General features: G+C 45.2%; 15 protein-coding genes and 1 tRNA gene. 14 read left to right on the top strand and 2 right to left on the bottom strand.

Annotated features, from left to right (window positions below):
* Positions 1–87 precede the first annotated feature (87 nt).
* Positions 88–1,422 (top strand): dicarboxylate/amino acid:cation symporter, encoded by a 1,335-nt coding sequence (locus tag GPK88_RS11555; RefSeq protein ID WP_148447280.1) that lies wholly within the window; start codon positions 88–90, stop codon positions 1,420–1,422.
* Positions 1,423–1,596: 174 nt separating this feature from the next.
* Positions 1,597–2,778: a pyridoxal phosphate-dependent aminotransferase gene (locus GPK88_RS11550; RefSeq protein ID WP_148447278.1), complete on the top strand. Its 1,182-nt coding sequence runs from the start codon at positions 1,597–1,599 to the stop codon at positions 2,776–2,778.
* Between the two features lie 127 nt (positions 2,779–2,905).
* Here the strand turns inward: GPK88_RS11550 and GPK88_RS11545 are convergent, their stop codons facing one another.
* Positions 2,906–3,829: a LysR family transcriptional regulator gene (locus GPK88_RS11545; RefSeq protein WP_148447276.1), complete on the bottom strand. Its 924-nt coding sequence runs from the start codon at positions 3,827–3,829 to the stop codon at positions 2,906–2,908.
* Positions 3,830–3,994: 165 nt separating this feature from the next.
* Between GPK88_RS11545 and GPK88_RS11540 the strand changes: the two genes are divergently transcribed.
* The 4 genes from GPK88_RS11540 to GPK88_RS11525 all read left to right on the top strand — a co-directional run bounded on the left by GPK88_RS11540 (position 3,995) and on the right by GPK88_RS11525 (position 7,472).
* A complete protein-coding gene (locus tag GPK88_RS11540; protein WP_118062161.1) occupies positions 3,995–4,678 on the top strand; it encodes an RraA family protein in 684 nt (227 codons plus the stop codon).
* Positions 4,679–4,760: 82 nt separating this feature from the next.
* Positions 4,761–5,495, top strand: a complete 735-nt coding sequence (pxpB, locus tag GPK88_RS11535) for a 5-oxoprolinase subunit PxpB (protein ID WP_148447274.1) — start codon at positions 4,761–4,763, stop codon at positions 5,493–5,495.
* 16 nt (positions 5,496–5,511) lie between these two features.
* The gene (locus tag GPK88_RS11530; RefSeq protein WP_148447272.1) at positions 5,512–6,462 is read left to right on the top strand and encodes a 5-oxoprolinase subunit C family protein; all 951 of its coding nucleotides are present in this window, start codon (positions 5,512–5,514) and stop codon (positions 6,460–6,462) included.
* A 44-nt stretch (positions 6,463–6,506) separates the two neighbouring features.
* On the top strand, positions 6,507–7,472 hold the full coding sequence (locus tag GPK88_RS11525; protein ID WP_173762385.1) for a D-2-hydroxyacid dehydrogenase: 966 nt from the start codon (positions 6,507–6,509) through the stop codon (positions 7,470–7,472).
* A gap of 553 nt (positions 7,473–8,025) precedes the next feature.
* Here the strand turns inward: GPK88_RS11525 and GPK88_RS11520 are convergent.
* A tRNA-Tyr gene (locus GPK88_RS11520) sits at positions 8,026–8,107 on the bottom strand.
* Positions 8,108–8,302: 195 nt separating this feature from the next.
* Between GPK88_RS11520 and fba the strand changes: the two genes are divergently transcribed.
* The 8 genes from fba to GPK88_RS11480 all read left to right on the top strand — a co-directional run bounded on the left by fba (position 8,303) and on the right by GPK88_RS11480 (position 17,996).
* On the top strand, positions 8,303–9,166 hold the full coding sequence (fba, locus tag GPK88_RS11515; protein WP_173762384.1) for a class II fructose-1,6-bisphosphate aldolase: 864 nt from the start codon (positions 8,303–8,305) through the stop codon (positions 9,164–9,166).
* 276 nt (positions 9,167–9,442) lie between these two features.
* Complete coding sequence (locus GPK88_RS11510; protein WP_147603320.1) at positions 9,443–10,771, top strand: ABC transporter substrate-binding protein; 1,329 nt, start codon at positions 9,443–9,445, stop codon at positions 10,769–10,771.
* A gap of 118 nt (positions 10,772–10,889) precedes the next feature.
* A complete protein-coding gene (locus tag GPK88_RS11505; RefSeq protein WP_243004399.1) occupies positions 10,890–11,738 on the top strand; it encodes a carbohydrate ABC transporter permease in 849 nt (282 codons plus the stop codon).
* Positions 11,738–12,574: a carbohydrate ABC transporter permease gene (locus tag GPK88_RS11500; protein ID WP_021650827.1), complete on the top strand. Its 837-nt coding sequence runs from the start codon at positions 11,738–11,740 to the stop codon at positions 12,572–12,574. The genes GPK88_RS11505 and GPK88_RS11500 overlap by 1 nt, the downstream gene beginning before the upstream one ends.
* 89 nt (positions 12,575–12,663) lie before the next feature.
* Complete coding sequence (locus tag GPK88_RS11495) at positions 12,664–14,202, top strand: response regulator transcription factor (RefSeq protein WP_215707835.1); 1,539 nt, start codon at positions 12,664–12,666, stop codon at positions 14,200–14,202.
* Positions 14,171–15,880 carry a sensor histidine kinase gene (locus GPK88_RS11490; RefSeq protein ID WP_252197760.1) on the top strand — a complete coding sequence of 570 codons (1,710 nt, stop codon included), beginning with the start codon at positions 14,171–14,173 and terminating at the stop codon, positions 15,878–15,880. Before GPK88_RS11495 ends, GPK88_RS11490 begins: the two co-directional genes overlap by 32 nt.
* Complete coding sequence (locus GPK88_RS11485) at positions 15,870–17,573, top strand: extracellular solute-binding protein (protein ID WP_173763231.1); 1,704 nt, start codon at positions 15,870–15,872, stop codon at positions 17,571–17,573. The genes GPK88_RS11490 and GPK88_RS11485 overlap by 11 nt, the downstream gene beginning before the upstream one ends.
* Before the next feature lie 147 nt (positions 17,574–17,720).
* Positions 17,721–17,996, top strand: coding sequence for a metal-sensing transcriptional repressor (locus GPK88_RS11480; protein WP_148447262.1), 276 nt, complete (start codon positions 17,721–17,723; stop codon positions 17,994–17,996).
* Positions 17,997–18,385: the final 389 nt, after the last annotated feature.

The raw sequence follows: 18,385 nt of genomic DNA, 5'->3' as shown, positions 1-18,385 counted from the left end.
TACAAGGGATTACTGCGTTGATTTGTCCGGCTCTTTTTATATGAAAATGTGTACTTTTTTAGGATAAGAAAGGAAAGGGTGGAAACTATGGCAAAAGAGAAAAAACAGAACAACATAGTAAGAAACATGATGATCGCTCTGGTCGGCGGTCTGGTCGTAGGACTTGGATTTATGCTTCTGAAACAGCAGATGTCTGAGGGAACATGGAACGTGATCAATGCACTTCTGTTCCAGGATATCACAGCAGATCAGGGCTTCCATTCTATCGGTCTCTTCTACATTATCGGACAGCTGTTCATGAGAGGACTGCAGATGGCAATCGTACCGCTGGTACTTGTATCCTTAAGCCTTGCAATGTGCAGTATCTCCAGCTCTTCCAAGCTGGGAAGAATCGCAGGACGTACATTGATCGGATTCTTCTGTTTCTATGTAGTAGGCGCATGCATCGCAGGTATCGTTGCATTTGCAATGAAATCCGCAGGCTTCTTCAATGTTAAGCTTCCGGCAGAGGCAGTTACAGAGGCTGCAACACTGGATCAGTTTAACCCGCTTGCAACGATCGTAACAGCAGTTCCGTCCAACATCGGAACCGCATTTAGCAGCAACAACAGTATCCTTGCAGTTGTAGTAGTAGCAATTGTTCTCGGACTTTGCATGAACGCACTTGGTGATAAGGTAGATCCTCTGAAAAAAGTTCTTGAAAATTTCAGCGACATCATTAACCTGTACCTTACATTCCTGATCAACAAGGTTGGTCCTGTTGCGATCTTCTGCCTGATCTCCCGTACATTCGCAATCTACGGAGCAGAGTATCTGGCACCGGCAGCCGCTTACATTGTAGGTGCTATGCTGACACTGTTTGTACTTGTAGTTACGCTTTATCCGATCGGTATCGGCCTCACAACAGGCTTAAGCCCGATAAAATTCCTCAAGAAGATTGCAAAGGTCGGTGTATTCGGATTCTCCACAAACTCTTCCGCAGCATGCCTTCCACTGAACACCAGAACATGTCTTGATGAGCTTGGATGCTCTAAGGAGATCACAAGCTTTGTACTTCCTACAGGTATGACCATCAACATGAACGGAACAACAGTTATGCATATGTTTGCAGTAACATTTATCGCAACAGCATCCGGAATCGACATCACACCTGCAAACCTGATCACAGTCGCATTCCTTTCCATCTGTGCGGCAATGGGCTGCCCGGCAATCCCGATCGCAGGTACAACCCTGATCGTAACGATCCTTTCCGGTATGGGCTGGACATCTGATCTCTGCATGATCGCATATGCACTGGTTGTAGCGATCAACCGTCCGGTTGAGATGGCGCTTCTTCCACTTAACGTAATCGGTGACGCAACAGTCAACGTTATCGTTAACAAGAAAGAAAATGAGCTTGACGAAACCAAATATAACGCGTAAGTAAATATAAAAAGTCTTAATATTATACATACAAATTATTAAATTGACTTAATATTACTACGATGATACCATTTAAGCGTATAGTTGAGACATCAGCTATACGCTTAAATATTAAATGCAGTAAAAACAGCGGAATATCCGCAGAAAAATAAAAGGGTTCAGGAGGAAATGAATATGGAGTACAAGACAGCGAAAAGAATGGAATGCCTTCCGTTTTCCGGTATCCGTGCAGTAATGGAAAAAGCAAACAAAATGCAGCAGGCAGGAGAGAAGATCATTCACCTGGAGATCGGACGTCCGGATTTTGATACACCGGAGAAGATCAAAAAAGCAGCAAATGAGAGCCTTGCAGCAGGACATGTATTTTACACATCCAACTATGGTATCCCGAAACTGAGAGAAGCCATTGCAAAATGGGAGAACGAGAACCATGGTACAGATTATGAGGCATCTGAAGTCCTTGTAACCGTAGGTGTTGGTGAAGCTACTTTTGCATCCATGGACGCTTTCCTGGATCCTGGAGATGAGATCCTTGTTCCGAACCCGGTATGGCTGAACTACATCCATGTTCCGTCAGCACTTGGCGCAGTTCCTGTAACATACAGCCTGAAAGAGGAGAATGATTATCAGATCGACTTTGAGGAGATGGAGTCCAAGATCACAGACAAAACAAAGATGATTGTAGTTGTTAACCCGAGTAACCCGACCGGTGGTGTATTCTCCAGAGAGACACTTGAGAAATTAAGTGAGATCGCCATCAAACATGATCTTCTTGTGATTGCAGATGAGATCTACAGCCAGCTTGTATATGATGGAACTGAGCACGTAAGCATCGCATCCCTTCCGGGAATGAAAGAGCGAACCATCACATTAGGAGGCTTCTCAAAAGCTTACTCCATGACAGGATGGAGACTTGGATATCTGTGTGCACCGGTTGGAATTATCCAGGCTTGTGTACGTGTTCATCAGTATACCGTTACCTGTGCATCTTCTTTCGTACAGGAAGCAGCACTTACCGCATTAAGCGACTGTGCAGAAGATGTTGAGGCAATGAGAAAAGAGTATCAGAGAAGAAAAGATTATGTGGTAAAAGCACTGAACGAGATCGACGGAATCAGCTGCAACAATCCACATGGTGCGTTCTACATCTTCGTAAATATCAAGAGCCTTGGAATGACTTCCATGGAAGTTGCCGAGTACCTTCTTGACAATGCAAAAATCGCTCTGGTACCTGGTTCCGCATTCGGTTCCGAGGGAGAGGGATACTTAAGAATTTCCTACGCATGCAGCTATGAGGATCTTCAGGAAGCATGTGCAAGAATCAAAAAAGCAGTGGAAGAACTGAAAAACAAATAATGAAATAAAAAATATCCACCGCTTTTTGTGGCGAAAAGCGGTGGATGAAAAATCCTGGTATAAATAATATATAAGAAGAAACGGTAAAGCTAAGAAGGTTCCCAGCCGACTTATGCTTGCCGTTTTTTTATTTCTGTCGTTCCCATACCTGACCGATGGGGAAGGACGGGGTGGATTCTGAAAGAAATTCATCCAGAGCATTTTCAAAGAATTCCACGGCACGCTTGCTTGTGGATTTCGGATATTTATGCTTGATTTTGTAGCATACACGGTTCGGCGGCGTGTTTTTCAGCTCGCTGATAAAAATCGGCCGGTAGTGGGAAAGCTCCAGGATCACGGACTGAGGTGCAACCATCCAGTTTCCCGGCTTTTTCCAGAGGCGGTCAAGAAGTGTGATGGTATCAGCTGCAATGTGAGGCCTGGATGCGGAAGAAAGCCATCGGTCGTGCCAGATCTGGTAATTATCATCCCAGCTTAAGAAAAGTTCCAGGGATGGATCGAGCTCATCGGTATGTACGGAAGGTGCCGGAATGGATGGCTGGTCTGACTGCACCAGATAAAGCTTTTCTTCGAAGATTTTTTCTGTTATGATGTTCTTGTAATGCAATTTGTGGTAAACAAATCCGATATCAATGCTGTGTTCACCGAGGAGCCCGTAAAGCTCTGAGGAGTGATGGGATTCGATGTTCAGATCCAGCTTGGTCTGCTCATTTAAGATCCGGTCATACAGCGGAGCAAAAACCGCTACATTCAGACTGTCGGTACATCCGATGGTAAGAAGCAGGGAATCCTGGTTGCGCTGCAGCTCCATGGTTTCTTTCCAGAGGGACATCCAGCGTTCCGCAAGGATGATAAAATCCGTTCCCTTGGCAGTCAGTTCCACCTGTTTGTGACCTTTTTGACGGATCACAAGGGGAAAACCAAGCTCGTTTTCCAGAGAAGTGAGCCGGTGGCTGACCGTAGGCTGGGAAAGAAAAAGAAGATCCGCTGTACGGGTGATGCTCTTGGTATTTACGATGGTGAGAAAGGTTTCGATTTCAGCAAGATTCATAGGAACAGCTCCTTTTCTTTGGTATTGTCTATAAGAATTGAGTAAGTTTCAGTAATATAAAAATTATTTATATTATACAGAGAAATTATTCGTTATTCAATAGGAAGCTTGTATGATATGATAAATACAACTTAAAAAGAAAATCAAAAGAAGAGAGGTTTTCATATGTCATTAGGATGTAGAATCAGACGAAACTTTGAAAGACCGTCAAAAGAATTAGTAGAAGCATTCCGTGGAATTCCGGTTGCAAATATTGATGATAACTGTGGAAGGATCGCTGCTGTAGACTCCAGCATTTATCCACTGAACCCGAAGGCAAGACTTCTGGGAACCGCATTTACAGTAAACGCACCGGCAGGAGATAACCTTCTGTTCCACAAAGCTCTGGATATGGCTCAGCCAGGAGATGTTATCGTTCTTGCAAACAAAGGAAGCATGAGCAGAGCACTTTGCGGTGAGATCATGAGCAACTACGCAAAATCCAGAGGAATCGCAGGAATCATCATCGACGGATGTGTTCGTGACAGCTACACATTAAGCCAGATGGATTTCCCAGTATATGCAAAAGGCATCACACCTAACGGACCATACAAAAACGGCCCGGGAGAGATGAATTTCCCGGTATCTTTCGCAGGAATCGTGATCAATCCTGGTGATATCATCGTCGGAGACTCTGACGGACTTCTGGCAATCAAACCAGACGAGCATACAGCAGAGCTTGCAGAGATCGCAAGAAAGTATCATGCAGGCGAGGAAAAACAGCTTGAGGGAATCCTGACACGTGGTGAGTGGCCACGTCCATGGGTTGACGAAGCTCTCAAAAAAGTCGGATTTGAATTTGTAGACTAACCGAATAAAAGATACATGCAGGAAGGTCTGTCACCACGTATGACGGGCCTTTTTGTCAAATAAAGAACGGAGGTATATCTGAATGGATGTGAAGTTCCTGATCGCAGGAGACAGAGCAGTTTCCGTTGAATTCGGCAGCGTGATCAGCCTTGAAGTCAATGCCAAGGTACGTGCGCTGGATGAAAAATTAAAAGAATCTCCAATTGAAGGCATGGTGGAAACAGTTCCTACCTACTGTGCGCTGATCGTACATTACCGCCCGGAGGTGATCCGTTATTCCAAACTGGTGGAAGAACTGGAGAAGAGAATTGCAGACATGCACGAAGTTTCCACAACAACCAAAAAAGTTGTAAAAGAGATCCCGGTTTATTATGGCGGCGAGACCGGACCGGATCTGGAGTACTGTGCAGAGCTTGAGAATACTACTACGGAGGAGATCATCCGCAAGCATTCCCAGCATGAGTACTATGTATATATGCTTGGTTTTGCACCGGGACATCCGTATATGGCCAGATTTGATGAGCCGTTCAGCTTTAAGAGAAGAACTTCTCCGCGAGTGAAGATCCCGGCGAGATCCATCGTAGTTCAGCTGGCACTGTCTGATTTTATTCCTTTTGAGCAGCCTTGTGGATGGAATATTATCGGAAGCACACCTCTTGATATCTGCAATTTTGCAAAGGAAGATCCGTTCCTTGTACGTGCCGGTGACTGGGTAAAACATGTTCCTGTCACAAAAGCAGAGTATGATCAGATCCGAAGAGACGTGGAAAACGGTACCTATAAAGTGAAAACCTATACACCACAGGATAACGGTTGAGAACGGAGGTCATGATATGGGAATTACAGTTGAAAACGGCGGAATCCTGACCACTGTTCAGGACGAGGGAAGATTCGGAAATCAGGCATTTGGTGTTTCAACATCCGGTGCCATGGACCCGAGAGCTTTCCACATTGCCAATCTGCTGGTAGGCAATAAAAAAACAGAGGGTGCTCTGGAGATGACTTTTATCGGACCAACCCTTACTTTTACCAGTGATAATATCATAGCGGTGACAGGTGGAGATCTGACACCGATGCTGGATGGACAGCCTTTTCCGATGTATAAGGCAGTTCTTGTAAAAAAAGGCCAGAAGCTGATGTTTGCAGGTGCCAGAAATGGAAGCCGTGGATATATCGCTTTTGCAGGCGGCCTGGATATCCCCCTTGTAATGGGAAGCAAGTCTACACTGCTTCGTAACCACATTGGTGGTGTTGAGGGAAGAAAGCTGGAAAAAGGTGATACCATCGAGTTTACAGCACCGAAGACAGAACTTCCGAATATGGAGCTTCGTCATGTGCCGGCGGAAGTTTATCCTTCAGATGAAGTGGTTCTCCGCGTGGTTCTGGGACCTCAGGAGAATGAGTTTACAGAAGAGGGTGTCCGCAAGTTTTTCTGGTACAGCGGTACCATTACCAATGAGTTTGACCGTATGGGATGCCGTATTGAGAGAGAACCGGTAGAGCATGCCGGTGATGGTAATATTAATACAGATGGTATTTCCATGGGATCGATCCAGGTTCCGTTAAACGGACAGCCGATCATCATGCTGGCTGACCGTCAGAGTACAGGCGGCTATCCGAAGATCGGTACTGTGATCACGGTGGATTTTGCAAAGATTGCCCAGGCCCGGCCTGGACAGAAGATCCGTTTTATTGAGGTGAGCCTGGATCTTGCCCAGGATCTGTATATCCGTGAGCTGAATGAAATGAATGCTCTGGATGAACGACTGAACGGAAATAATTAATCATACATACCACAAAAATTTTTTTAAGAAAGGTGAGTACGAATATGAAGATTGTTGTATTGGATGGCTACACAGAGAACCCTGGAGATTTAAGCTGGGACGCATTAAAAGAGCTTGGAGATGTTACGGTTTATGACAGAACTTCCTATGAGGAGTCTCCGCTGATCGCTGAGCGTATCGGTGATGCTGAGATTGTTATCATTAACAAGACTCCGATCTCCAAAGAGACGATTGATAAGTGCCCGAACATGAAGCTGATCGCTGTTCTGGCTACCGGCTACAATGTTGTTGATTACAATTATGCAAAAGAGAAGGATATTCCGGTTGTGAATGTTCCGACTTATGGTACCCAGATCGTTGGTCAGTATGCTCTTGGTCTTCTTCTTGAGATCTGTTCTCATTATGGTCATCATGATGAGACTGTTAAGGCTGGCAAATGGGAGAATAATGATGACTGGTGCTACTGGGATTATCCGATGATCGAGCTTTATGGAAAGACTGCCGGTATCATTGGTCTTGGTAGAATTGGACAGGCTACTGCCAAGCTTCTGAATGCTCTGGATATGAAGGTTCTTGCTTATGATGCTTATCAGAGTGAGGCTGGTGCGAAACTTGCTGAGTATGTTTCTCTTGACGAGCTGTTTGCACAGTCTGATGTGATCTTCCTTCACTGCCCGCTTTTCCCGGAGACAGAGGGTATGATCAACAAAGAGAATATCGCGAAGATGAAGGATGGTGTTATCCTTATCAACAACAGCCGTGGTCAGCTGGTTGTTGAGCAGGATCTTGCGGATGCTCTGAACAGTGGTAAGGTTTATGCTGCTGGTCTTGATGTTGTTTCTACTGAGCCGATCAAGGGGGATAACCCGCTTCTTAAGGCTAAGAACTGCATTATTACTCCTCATATTTCCTGGGCTGCTCAGGCTTCCAGACAGAGAATTATGGATATTACAGTTGATAATATTAAGGCTTTTCTGGATGGTAATACGGTTAACAGAGTTAATAAATAATTTTTTTCGATGTTTCGATTTCCTATGTATGATGTGTGAGGGAAAGGCGGCTGTCTCGTTTTGAGGTGGCCGCCTTTTTCTGTGTTTGGAATGAACGTACGTTGGGGGAGTGGAATAAGTGTACGCCGGGGATGTGGCATCGGTTCGGGCAAGGCTCCGTCGGCGGATACTGCTAAGACTCCGTGAGCCGGCTAAGCAGTATCACACCTCCTCCACAACAGCCCGAACCGATGCCACATCCCCGGCTGAAACTCCAACTGCAAAGGACGGAAGCGGACGTTTGCGTCCTGTCCTGAATTGCGAAAACGTGGCTGTATCGGCATAACGCCTCACATGCAACACCGAAGAATACAGCAACCAGTTCGGCACAGCGTCCCACGTCCAACACCGAAGCATACAGACAAAAGTCAACACCCTCCCGTCCTCCACAACCAAGAACTCCTTAAAAAAGGCCCAGGGGTGTGCAGAGGGGCGCGGCCTTGTGCCCCTTTGCGGTTTCCTTTTTCACAAAAAAATAGCCCCTACATCTCAAAGATGTAAGAGCTAAATTCGCTGGATGGAGAAGGATTCGAACCTTCGAAGGCGGTGCCAACAGATTTACAGTCTGCCCCCTTTGGCCACTCGGGAATCCATCCGTGAACAACAAGTGTATTATATATAACATTTTTTAAAATTGCAAGCTTTTTCTCAAAAAAAATAAAAATTCTCACAACACCAGCATTTTTGGTAAAATACTGGACTTACCAAAGGAAATCTGCTATTATGAGTACGGTTGGATATAAAGGACACGGTTTTTTCCGTATCCTAATACAGGTTAGGAGGATTTTATCATGTTAGTAAACGCAACAGAAATGCTGAAAAAAGCAAAAGCAGGCCATTATGCAGTTGGTCAGTTCAACATCAACAACCTTGAGTGGACAAAGGCTATCCTTCAGACAGCTCAGGAGCTTAACTCTCCTGTAATCCTTGGTGTTTCCGAGGGTGCCGGTAAATATATGACAGGTTATAAGACTGTTGTAGGTATGGTTAACGGTATGATGGAAGAGCTGAACATCACTGTTCCGGTTGCTCTTCATCTTGACCACGGCAGCTATGATGGATGCCTGAAATGTGTTGAGGCTGGTTTCTCTTCCATTATGTTCGACGGATCTCATTATCCGATCGATGAGAACGTAGCTAAGACTAAAGAGCTGGTTAAGATCGTTGCTGAGCACAACATGTCTCTTGAGGCAGAGGTTGGTTCCATCGGCGGCGAGGAAGATGGTGTTGTTGGTATGGGCGAGTGTGCTGATCCTGAGGAGTGCAAGAGAGTTGCAGATCTCGGAATCAACTTCCTTGCAGCTGGTATCGGTAACATCCACGGAAAATATCCGGCTAACTGGAAAGGCTTAAGCTTTGAGACTCTGGATGCTATTCAGCAGCTGACAGGAGATATGCCGCTTGTTCTTCACGGTGGTACAGGTATCCCGGCAGATATGATCAAGAAAGCGATCAGCCTTGGCGTTTCCAAGATCAATGTAAATACAGAGTGCCAGCTTGCATTTGCTGAAGCTACACGTAAATACATTGAAGAGGGTAAAGATCAGCAGGGTAAAGGATATGACCCACGTAAGCTTCTTGCACCTGGAGCAGAAGCAATCAAAGCTACTGTTAAAGAGAAAATGGAGCTTTTCGGATCTGTCAATAAAGCATGATGAATCGAAAATAATATATGAAAGAAGCCGGAATGGGAGCAAGCCTGTTCCGGCTTCTTTTTTCATGATAAAATATCAATATTTTCACTATATAAAAAAATCAACATGTTTCTTGATTTTTTTATATAGTGAAAATGACCTCTTCAATTTACAATAATATCAAGTTAATCGAGAAGCTGATTTGAAGCTTATCGGTCAGGAATATGCGAGATGGACGTTTTAAGCATATCCGCGAAACAAATTGAATATCATATAAGGCAAAGGAGAGGTACGATTATGAGAATGAAAAAAGCAACAGCATTTGGTCTTGCAGCATTAATGGCAGCTACCATGATCCCGGCAGTTCCGGCTATGGCAAAAGGGGATGACAGTGAAGGCTCTGTTTATTATCTGAATTTTAAACCGGAGCAGGCAGATCAGTGGTCAGACCTGGCAAAGAAATACACCGATGAGACTGGTGTACCGGTTACCGTTGTTACAGCTGCTTCCGGAACTTATGAGTCTACTCTGAAATCAGAGATGGCCAAGGATGAGGTTCCGACACTGTTCCAGGTTAACGGACCGGTTGGACTTGCATCTTGGAAGGATTATTGCTATGACCTGAAAGACAGCGATGTTTACAAAAATGTGGAGAGTGACGATTTCGTACTGAAGGATGACAGCGGTGCAGTTGACGGTATCGCCTATGTAATTGAAACATATGGAATTATTTACAACAAAGCGCTTCTTAAGAAATACTGTGAGATGGATGGCGCTGTGATCAAGTCTGCAGATGAGATCAACAATTTTGAGACATTAAAGAAGGTTGCAGATGATATCCAGGCTAAGAAAGATGACCTTGGAGTTGACGGTGCATTTACTTCCGCAGGCTTTGATTCTTCCAGTGACTGGCGCTTCAAGACACACCTTGCAAACCTTCCAATCTATTATGAGTACAAAGAAGACGGAATCACATCCACAGATGCGATCAAAGGAACCTATCTTGACAACTTCAAGAACCTGTTTGACCTTTATATCACAGATTCTACCTGTGAGCCAAGCCTTCTTTCCAGCAAGACTATCGATGATGCAAATGCTGAATTTGGTCTTGGAGAGGCTGTGTTCTATCAGAATGGAACCTGGGCTTATGATAACATCAAAGATAACGAAGTAGCAGATGAGGATATGGGAATGCTTCCAATCTACATTGGTGTTGATGGTGAAGAGGACCAGGGACTTTGCACAGGCAGTGAGAACTACTGGTGCGTAAACAAAAAAGCAGATGAGAAGGATATCCAGGCAACTCTTGATTTCCTCAGCTGGGTTATCACAAGTGATGAAGGAAGAGAATCTATAAGCCAGGAAATGGGATTTACAACACCATTCAAGACCTTTGATGAGAATTATGAGTCTGCAAATCCGCTTGTAAAAGCAGCCGACGAATATGTAAAAGCTGGTAAAACTCCGGTTTCATGGAACTTTACAACCATGCCTTCTGAAGAGTGGAAAAACCAGGTCGGCAGTGCAATGCTTGAGTATGCACAGGGTACCGGCGAGTGGGATGCTGTGAAAACTGCATTTGTTGACGGATGGGCAAAAGAGTACAAAGCAGCAAATGAAGGCTGATAAGGTATAACTGAAACGTGATCACGAAGGGGTGGGCGGTTTCCGCCTGCCTCTTTCAATGAAGGGAGGATGCGTAAAGTAGGGAAGGATGCATCCTCAGGAGAAAGGAAGAGAAAACATGCAGAATAAGATGATGAAAAAGTATTTTCCGGTTTTTGTCCTGCCTACCCTGCTGGCATTTACCATTGGATTTATCGTTCCCTTTATCATGGGCGTATATCTTTCCTTCTGTAAATTTACCACAGTAACGGATGCAAAATTCGTGGGATTACAGAACTATGTGAAGATTTTTACTGAGGATGGAACCTTTGGACATGCATTATGGTACACCACCGCATTTACGGTTGTATCAGTAGTTCTGATCAATGTGATCGGTTTTGCAGTTGCGTTGCTTCTGACCAAGAAGATCAAAGGAACCAATATATTCCGTACCGTATTTTTTATGCCAAACCTGATCGGTGGTATCATCCTTGGTTATGTATGGCAGCTTCTGTTAAACGGTCTGCTTCTTCAGATCAATAAAACACTTACATATTCTTCTGTTTACGGATTCTGGGGCCTTGTGATCCTGATGTGCTGGCAGCAGATCGGATATATGATGATCATTTACATTGCAGGTATCCAGAATATCCCGGGTGAGCTGATCGAGGCTGCACAGATCGATGGTGCAAACAAAGGACAGCTTCTGAAAAATGTGATCATTCCTATGGTCATGCCGTCCATCACCATCTGTACTTTCCTGACACTTACCAACTCCTTCAAGCTTTTTGACCAGAACCTTGCTCTTACAAATGGTGAGCCTTCCAATATGTCAGAGATGCTTGCACTGAATATTTACAATACCTTCTATGGACGTACCGGATGGGAAGGTGTAGGACAGGCGAAGGCCGTGATCTTCTTTATCCTGGTTGGAGCAATTGCCATGATCCAGAATCGTCTCACAAGAAGTAAGGAGGTACAGCAGTAATGAATAAAAAAGTAAAATTCAGCGGTCTGTGGACTGCGATCCTGAGTGTGGTATCTGTTGCTTATATTTTCCCGATTCTTCTGGTTTTGATCAATTCTTTTAAGAAAAAAGCATACATCAGCCGTTATCCTTTTGCAATCCCGACGGATAAAATGTTCGTAGGTCTGGAAAACTATGTAAATGGTCTTACAAAAACCGGATTTTTCCAGGCATTTGGATGGACATTATTTATCACAGTATTTTCGGTTGCGGTAATTCTGCTCTGTACCTCCATGTGTGCCTGGTACATCAACCGTGTTACCAACACGTTGACAAAAACCATGTACATGCTGTGTCTGTTTTCCATGGTCGTACCATTCCAGATGGTAATGTTTACTCTTTCCAAGATCGCAAACATTCTGAAGCTGAATACTCCGTGGGGACTGATCATCATTTATCTTGGATATGGAGCAGGACTTGCGGTATTTATGTTCAGCGGTTTTGTAAAATCCATTCCGATCGAGATCGAGGAAGCTGCCATGATCGATGGCTGTACCCCGATCCAGACATTTTTTAAAGTAGTTCTTCCGGTTATGAAACCGACCTGTGTAACGGTTGCGATCCTGGAAACCATGTGGATCTGGAACGATTATCTTCTTCCGTATCTGGTACTTGATATCAAGAAATACAAGACTATTTCCATTGCCATCCAGTACCTGAAAGGTGGTTACGGAACCATTGATATGGGAGCAATGATGGGTGTTCTGGTACTTTCCATCATTCCGATCATTGCCTTTTATCTTGCATGCCAGAAATACATCATTGAAGGTGTGGTTGCAGGAGCGGTTAAGGGCTGACAAATCAGTTGAATAATGTTAAAATGAAAGAAAAACGGCCTGATCTGCGTGTCTTTACGTGGATCAGGCCATATTTGGCGAGGTGGGGAATGTACAGAGTTTTGGTGGTAGATGACGAAAAACTGGAACGGGAGGGAATCCGATTTCTTCTGTCCATGGAAGAAGGTGAATGGGAAATTTATGAGGCAGCCAATGGCAAGCTGGCATTAAATGAATTGAGAAAGCATCCTGTAGATCTGATGCTGACAGATATCAAGATGCCCCATATGGATGGTCTGGAGCTTTCAAAAAAAGCAAGGGAGGAATATCCGGATCTGGAAATTATCATTTTCAGCGGTTATGGAGATTTTGCTTTTGCCCAGGAGGCGATCCGTTATGGTGTGACCGATTACGTGCTGAAACCGGTGGATCCGGACCGCTTTCATGACACCATACAGAAAATTCAGAAAGAGATCGCATCACGGAAAAATAAAGAGCAGCAGTCCATAAAAGAAAAGAGCTTTCTTCAGCAGTATTTTCTGCTGGGCTATATTTATTCCGGGGATCAGGAGCGCCTGAAGGAAGCGGAAGGAATTGTGGATTTTTCTGTCTGGGAGCAGTGGCACTGTGCAATTCTTATTGAATCGGATGAAGCTTTTTTTGATTCTGCCAGTGATGAGGTTCCCCTTGAGATCCGGGAAGAGCTTCGCCGTTCTTTCTTCTATTTGAATCTTAATGGCCGTCAGTCTTTGCTTCTTTTTAAGGATGTGTACTGTGATTATGTCCTTGTGGCAAAAAATGTCTATAATCTTCTGAAGCGCCTTCATCCTGTTCGCTTTCATCTGGCTGTAAGCCGGCGTTTTGACGGATATCAGGAACTGCCGGAAATCATGGAACAGCTGGAGCAGCAGATGGAAGAAAAATTTTATCATCCGGATATTCATGTCTACACCAGCGAGGAAGATGAGGAAAAAAATACCGGAGAAGAGGAGCAGGATTCCAGACTTATGGAAAAAATCTCAGAAGATATTTCCAGAAAGGATGTGAAGCAGCTGTGGAGCCATTTCCGCAGCCTGGCATCCAAATATCAGTCCAATACCCAGTTTTCGGCCATGTATGTGAAATTTGTTTTTTCCAATGTGATAAGAGAACTGTTTCAGGAGAATCGTTTTGCCGGAGAGCACAGGCTGGATCTGGAAGTGGATCATCTGTATGGCTGTTCTACCATTCAGGAGATCATTGAGGTTACAGAAAAAAATATCCGCCAGTACGAAGAGTTCCTGGACCGCTCCATGAGCGAATCCCGAGATGAGGTGGCAGCAGTAAAAAATTATATTTACAATCACTATGCGGAAGATCTGAACCTGGAAACGCTGGCAGAAAAAGTATATCTTTCTTCCGGCTATCTCAGCTTTATCTTCAAGAAGGAGACTGGAATGAACCTGAACCGTTTTATCCGTGTATTCCGAATGGAAAAGGCCAAGGAGCTTCTCCGTACCACCAACATGAAGGTAGCCATGGTCAGCGAGCAGGTAGGATTTGCCAATTCTTCGTATTTCTGCCGGAGCTTCCGGGAATATTACGGAAGCAGTCCGGAATCCTATCGGAAAGGAAACAATGAGGATGAAGAGGCTTCTGAAGAAGTATAATGATATGAAATACCGGTACAAGCTGACGATCCTGCTTGTGGTAGTATCACTGGTTCCGATGACTGTGCTGGCATTATATAGTCACAGCCGTATGAGCAGTCTTGTCCGGAAAAATGAGATGGAGGATATGTACTCCATTCTGGAGCAGACCAGGGAAAGTATTGACGGGCAGATCGAGATTTATGCCAGTCTGTTGAATTATCTCACCTATTCTCCGGAAATCCAGGAGGTGATCTTCAATAAAGATATGGACCGTTATACTGCATATGAACAGTATACGGAAGTTGTGGATCCGCTGCTGACAGTGCCGCAATCCTACCACGAAGCAATTCTTGGGATACAGCTTTTTGCAGAAAGCATTCCTGTGCGCCATGAATATACCCTGGCTCCACTTTCAGAGGTGGATGAGGAATGGTGGAGTGACAAATTAAAGAACAATGTGACGGTTCAGTGGATCGTGGACCGGGATAATCGTCAGATCGCGGCAGTCCGGGAAATATATGATGGTAAGATCAGGGAGGCTGTGCTCTGTATTTCGTTGGATTACGGAAAAGTATTCCAGCCGCTGGCTAATATCATTGAACGGAATTCCGGAGGCTTTGTGGTGGATGATCAGCAAAATATCGTTTATCATGGAGAAAATCTGGCAGCCAGTGATATTTCCGCACAGAAGGAAACTGCAAAAAAGCTGGATCGTCTGAGGGAAGAATATACCTACGTCAGCAGCAGCGGACATGAAACAAGGTGGACCTATTATTTTTACAAACCTCCGGCTGTGATCGAGAGCTCGGTTTCAAAAGTGTTGATCAGTGAGATCCCACTGATCGGTTTCTGTGTTGTGATCATCATTGTGCTGGGAATGACGTTTTCCAAGCTGTTTACAAGAAAGATCGAGCAGCTTACCAGAAATATGGAACAGGTGAACCAAGGAAGTCGTGAAGTTACGGTTTACAGTGATTCCGGAGATGAGGTAGGACAGCTGGTGAGAAGCTTTCACCATATGATGGATGAGATCAATCGACTGATTGAAGAAGTGTATGAAAACAAGATTGCCCTGAAGGAATTTGAACTGAAAGCGCTGACTGCCCAGATCAATCCACATTTTCTTTATAATTCCCTTTCTATTATAAACTGGATGGCGATTAAGAGCCGACAGAAGGAGAGCAGCCGTGTGACTCTGGCATTGTCTACATTTTACCGGACAGCACTCAGTAAGGGAGCAGATATGGTAACTGTGGAAACCTGTATCCGGAATATTGAAGCTTATCTGGAAATCCAGCTGATCATGCATGACAATGATTTTAAGGTGGAGTGGAAGATCGATCCATCTGTGCAGCAGGAGCTGGTTCCGAAGCTTGCCCTGCAGCCTATCGTTGAGAATGCTCTGGAGCATGGCCTGGATGTGAAGGAGGAAGGGGAAAAGCTTCTGAAGCTTTATTTCTTTGAAGAGAATGGGGATGTAGTGATCCGGGTTGAAGATAACGGAATAGGCATGGAGCAGGAGCAGGCAGAAAAGCTGCTCACATATCAGGCAAAAGGCTATGGCCTTAAAAATGTCAATGACCGTATGTGTATCTTATATGGAGAAAAATATGCCATCCGGATCCTGAGCAAGGTAGGTAAGGGGACAAGCGTTGATATGAGGATCCCGAAAGAGGTGAAAAAAGATGAGACTTAGTCTGGGAAAAACAGTGGTGTTTCTGAGTATGTTACTGAGCCTGACACTTTTGACGGGGTGTTCTTTTGAAACTTCAGAAATGAAAAAAACAGATGTGGATGTTCTGCCTGAAAAGAACCGTAAGAGCTGGGAACAGGCAGAAACCTCGCCTCTGGGGAGATATCCGGAGCTTGTAACCTATACTCTGGGACAGATGAAAGGGGCTAATAATTCTAATCTTCCGGACGGGCAGACTTATGAGGATAACGCATATACCCGGTATCTGAAAAAGACACTGAATATTCAGAATAAGAATGTTTTTATGGAGAGTGAGGAACGGTATGACGAAGCTTTGAACATCCTGGTCAAAGACCGGAATCTTCCGGATATTTTTCTGGTGTCGGACAGGGAGACTCTGGAAGAACTGGTTGAAAATGATCTGATTGAAGATCTGACGGAAGTATACAAAAGCTGTGCTTCCGATAAGATACAGGAGATGTATGAAAGTTATGGAAAAGAGCTTCTGGCATCTGGAACATTTGACGGGAAGCTGTTTGCGCTTCCGGAGACTGCGATTGATGACGGACCGCAGCTTTTGTGGCTGAGACGTGACTGGATGGAACAATTGGGACTGAAAGAGCCGAAGACCCTGGACGAGGCGTTTTCTGTGATCCGTGCATTCCAGGAGAACCGGATGGGTGCAGAAGAGGGCGAAGATCCTGTGGGTCTTGTCTGTGATCCGGGGCTTGTGGGTACGGTCAGTACCAGCTATTCGGTGGATTCTGTGTTTGAAATGTTCGGTGCGTATCCCCAGCAGTGGATCAAAAATGCAGATGGAGAAATTGTCTACGGTTCACTGACGGAGGAGACAAAGGAGGCTCTGGGGTATTTAAGGGAGCTTTATAAGCAGGGGATTCTGGATCCGGATTTTGCTCTGCGTGCACAGAATAATATCCGGGATCTTGTGGTGAATGGAAAGTGCGGAGCGTTTTTCGGCCTCTGGTGGACGCCCAATAATCCCCTTATGGATGAGTACCGGAAGAATAAAGAGGCGGACTGGGAGCCGTATTATCTGACTGCGGATGCAAAGCGGACCGTGGAGGTATATTCTACGTTTCGGGATAATAAATATGTAGTTGTGCGTAAAGGGTATGAGCATCCGGAGATTGCAATGAAGATTTTGAGTGTGTTGTTTGATCATTCCAGATATGAGGCAGAGGATGCGGATGAGATGAACACTTATTTTGCACTGAATGTGGATCCTACAGCGCGTCCGCTGATGATCAATGTGGATTATAATGAGGCTACCTATATAGTGACAAAGCATATCCGTGAGGTTCTCTACAGTTCTGGTGATGCGAAGACGAGGGAGGATCTCAGTGCCATTGAGGTTTCTTATTTTGATGCGTGTAAGGAATATCTCGAGGCGGATGTGCCTTCGGTGGAGGCCTGGGCGGCGTACAAGTCCAGGATCTCAGCGGTGGGGCTTTTGGTGGATGCGAATTACCGTGCTCCGGAGAAAAAGTATCTGGGGGATGGTGACGGGGAGATTCCTCAGACTTTGCGTTTGCTGGAGAAGAATGCATTTATCCAGATTATTATGGGGAGGATGCCTGTGAGTTCTTTTGATTCTTTTGTGGAAGCTTGGTATCGTAAGGGTGGAGACAGTCTTACGGAGCGGGTCCGGGAGGGGATTGCGGTTTGTGATGAGTGAGGGTGTGTTTGGGTGTCTTTTTGTGTGGTGTGGTGAAAAACTTGACAAGGTGGGGTGGGTTCTTTAATATAAAAGTGACAGGGACAGTTGGTGGCTTTGGAGCGCGGATGTCTGCTGACTGTGATTTTTGATATTGGAGGTAATAGTATGAAGCAGTGTATGGACTCGGAGAACCTTCACAGGAGACTTAAGAAGATCGTTGGGCAGGTGCAGGCGATCGATCGGATGGTGGATGAGGATATTCCGTGCGAGGATGTTTTGGCTCAGATCAATGCGGCGAAGTCGGCTTTGCATAAGGTTGGGCAGGTTGTGCTTGAGGGGCATATCCAGCATTGTGTGAGAGATGGTATTGAGCATGGGGATGCGGATAAGACGATTGAGAATTTTACTAAGGCTGTGGAGAGGTTTGCGAATATGAAGTAGATGGGGCTTCTTTTGGCTTGGGTGTGAGGATTTTGGTTTGTGTGAGAGTTTGCAGGGAGTGTGCGGAGCTTCCTGCTTTTTTTGTGGGGAGAAAGGTGGGAGAGAAAAGCGGACGCCAGAGGGAGAGGATATCAGGTCGGGCAGGGACTCCGTCGGGGGGATATTGCTGGTTCCGGAAGGTGGAGAGAACACCGTACGCCAGAGGGAGAGGATATCGGCCCGGGCAAGGACTCCGTCGGGGGATACAACTAAGGTTCCGTGAGATGGCTAAAAGCATTGCGGCAGGGCCAGAACTCGCCTGCGGCTCAGACAGCTGACCCTGCCGCAATAACGCCCTCTCCCGCAACCTAAGTTGTATCACCCCTCCTCCGCAACAGCCCGAACCGATA

It is taken from the genome of Blautia sp. MCC269 (assembly GCF_018785655.1).
GTDB lineage: Bacteria > Bacillota > Clostridia > Lachnospirales > Lachnospiraceae > Blautia_A.
The sequence above is the reverse complement of the archived record's forward strand: the minus strand, read 5'-3'. Positions and strand labels throughout refer to the sequence as shown.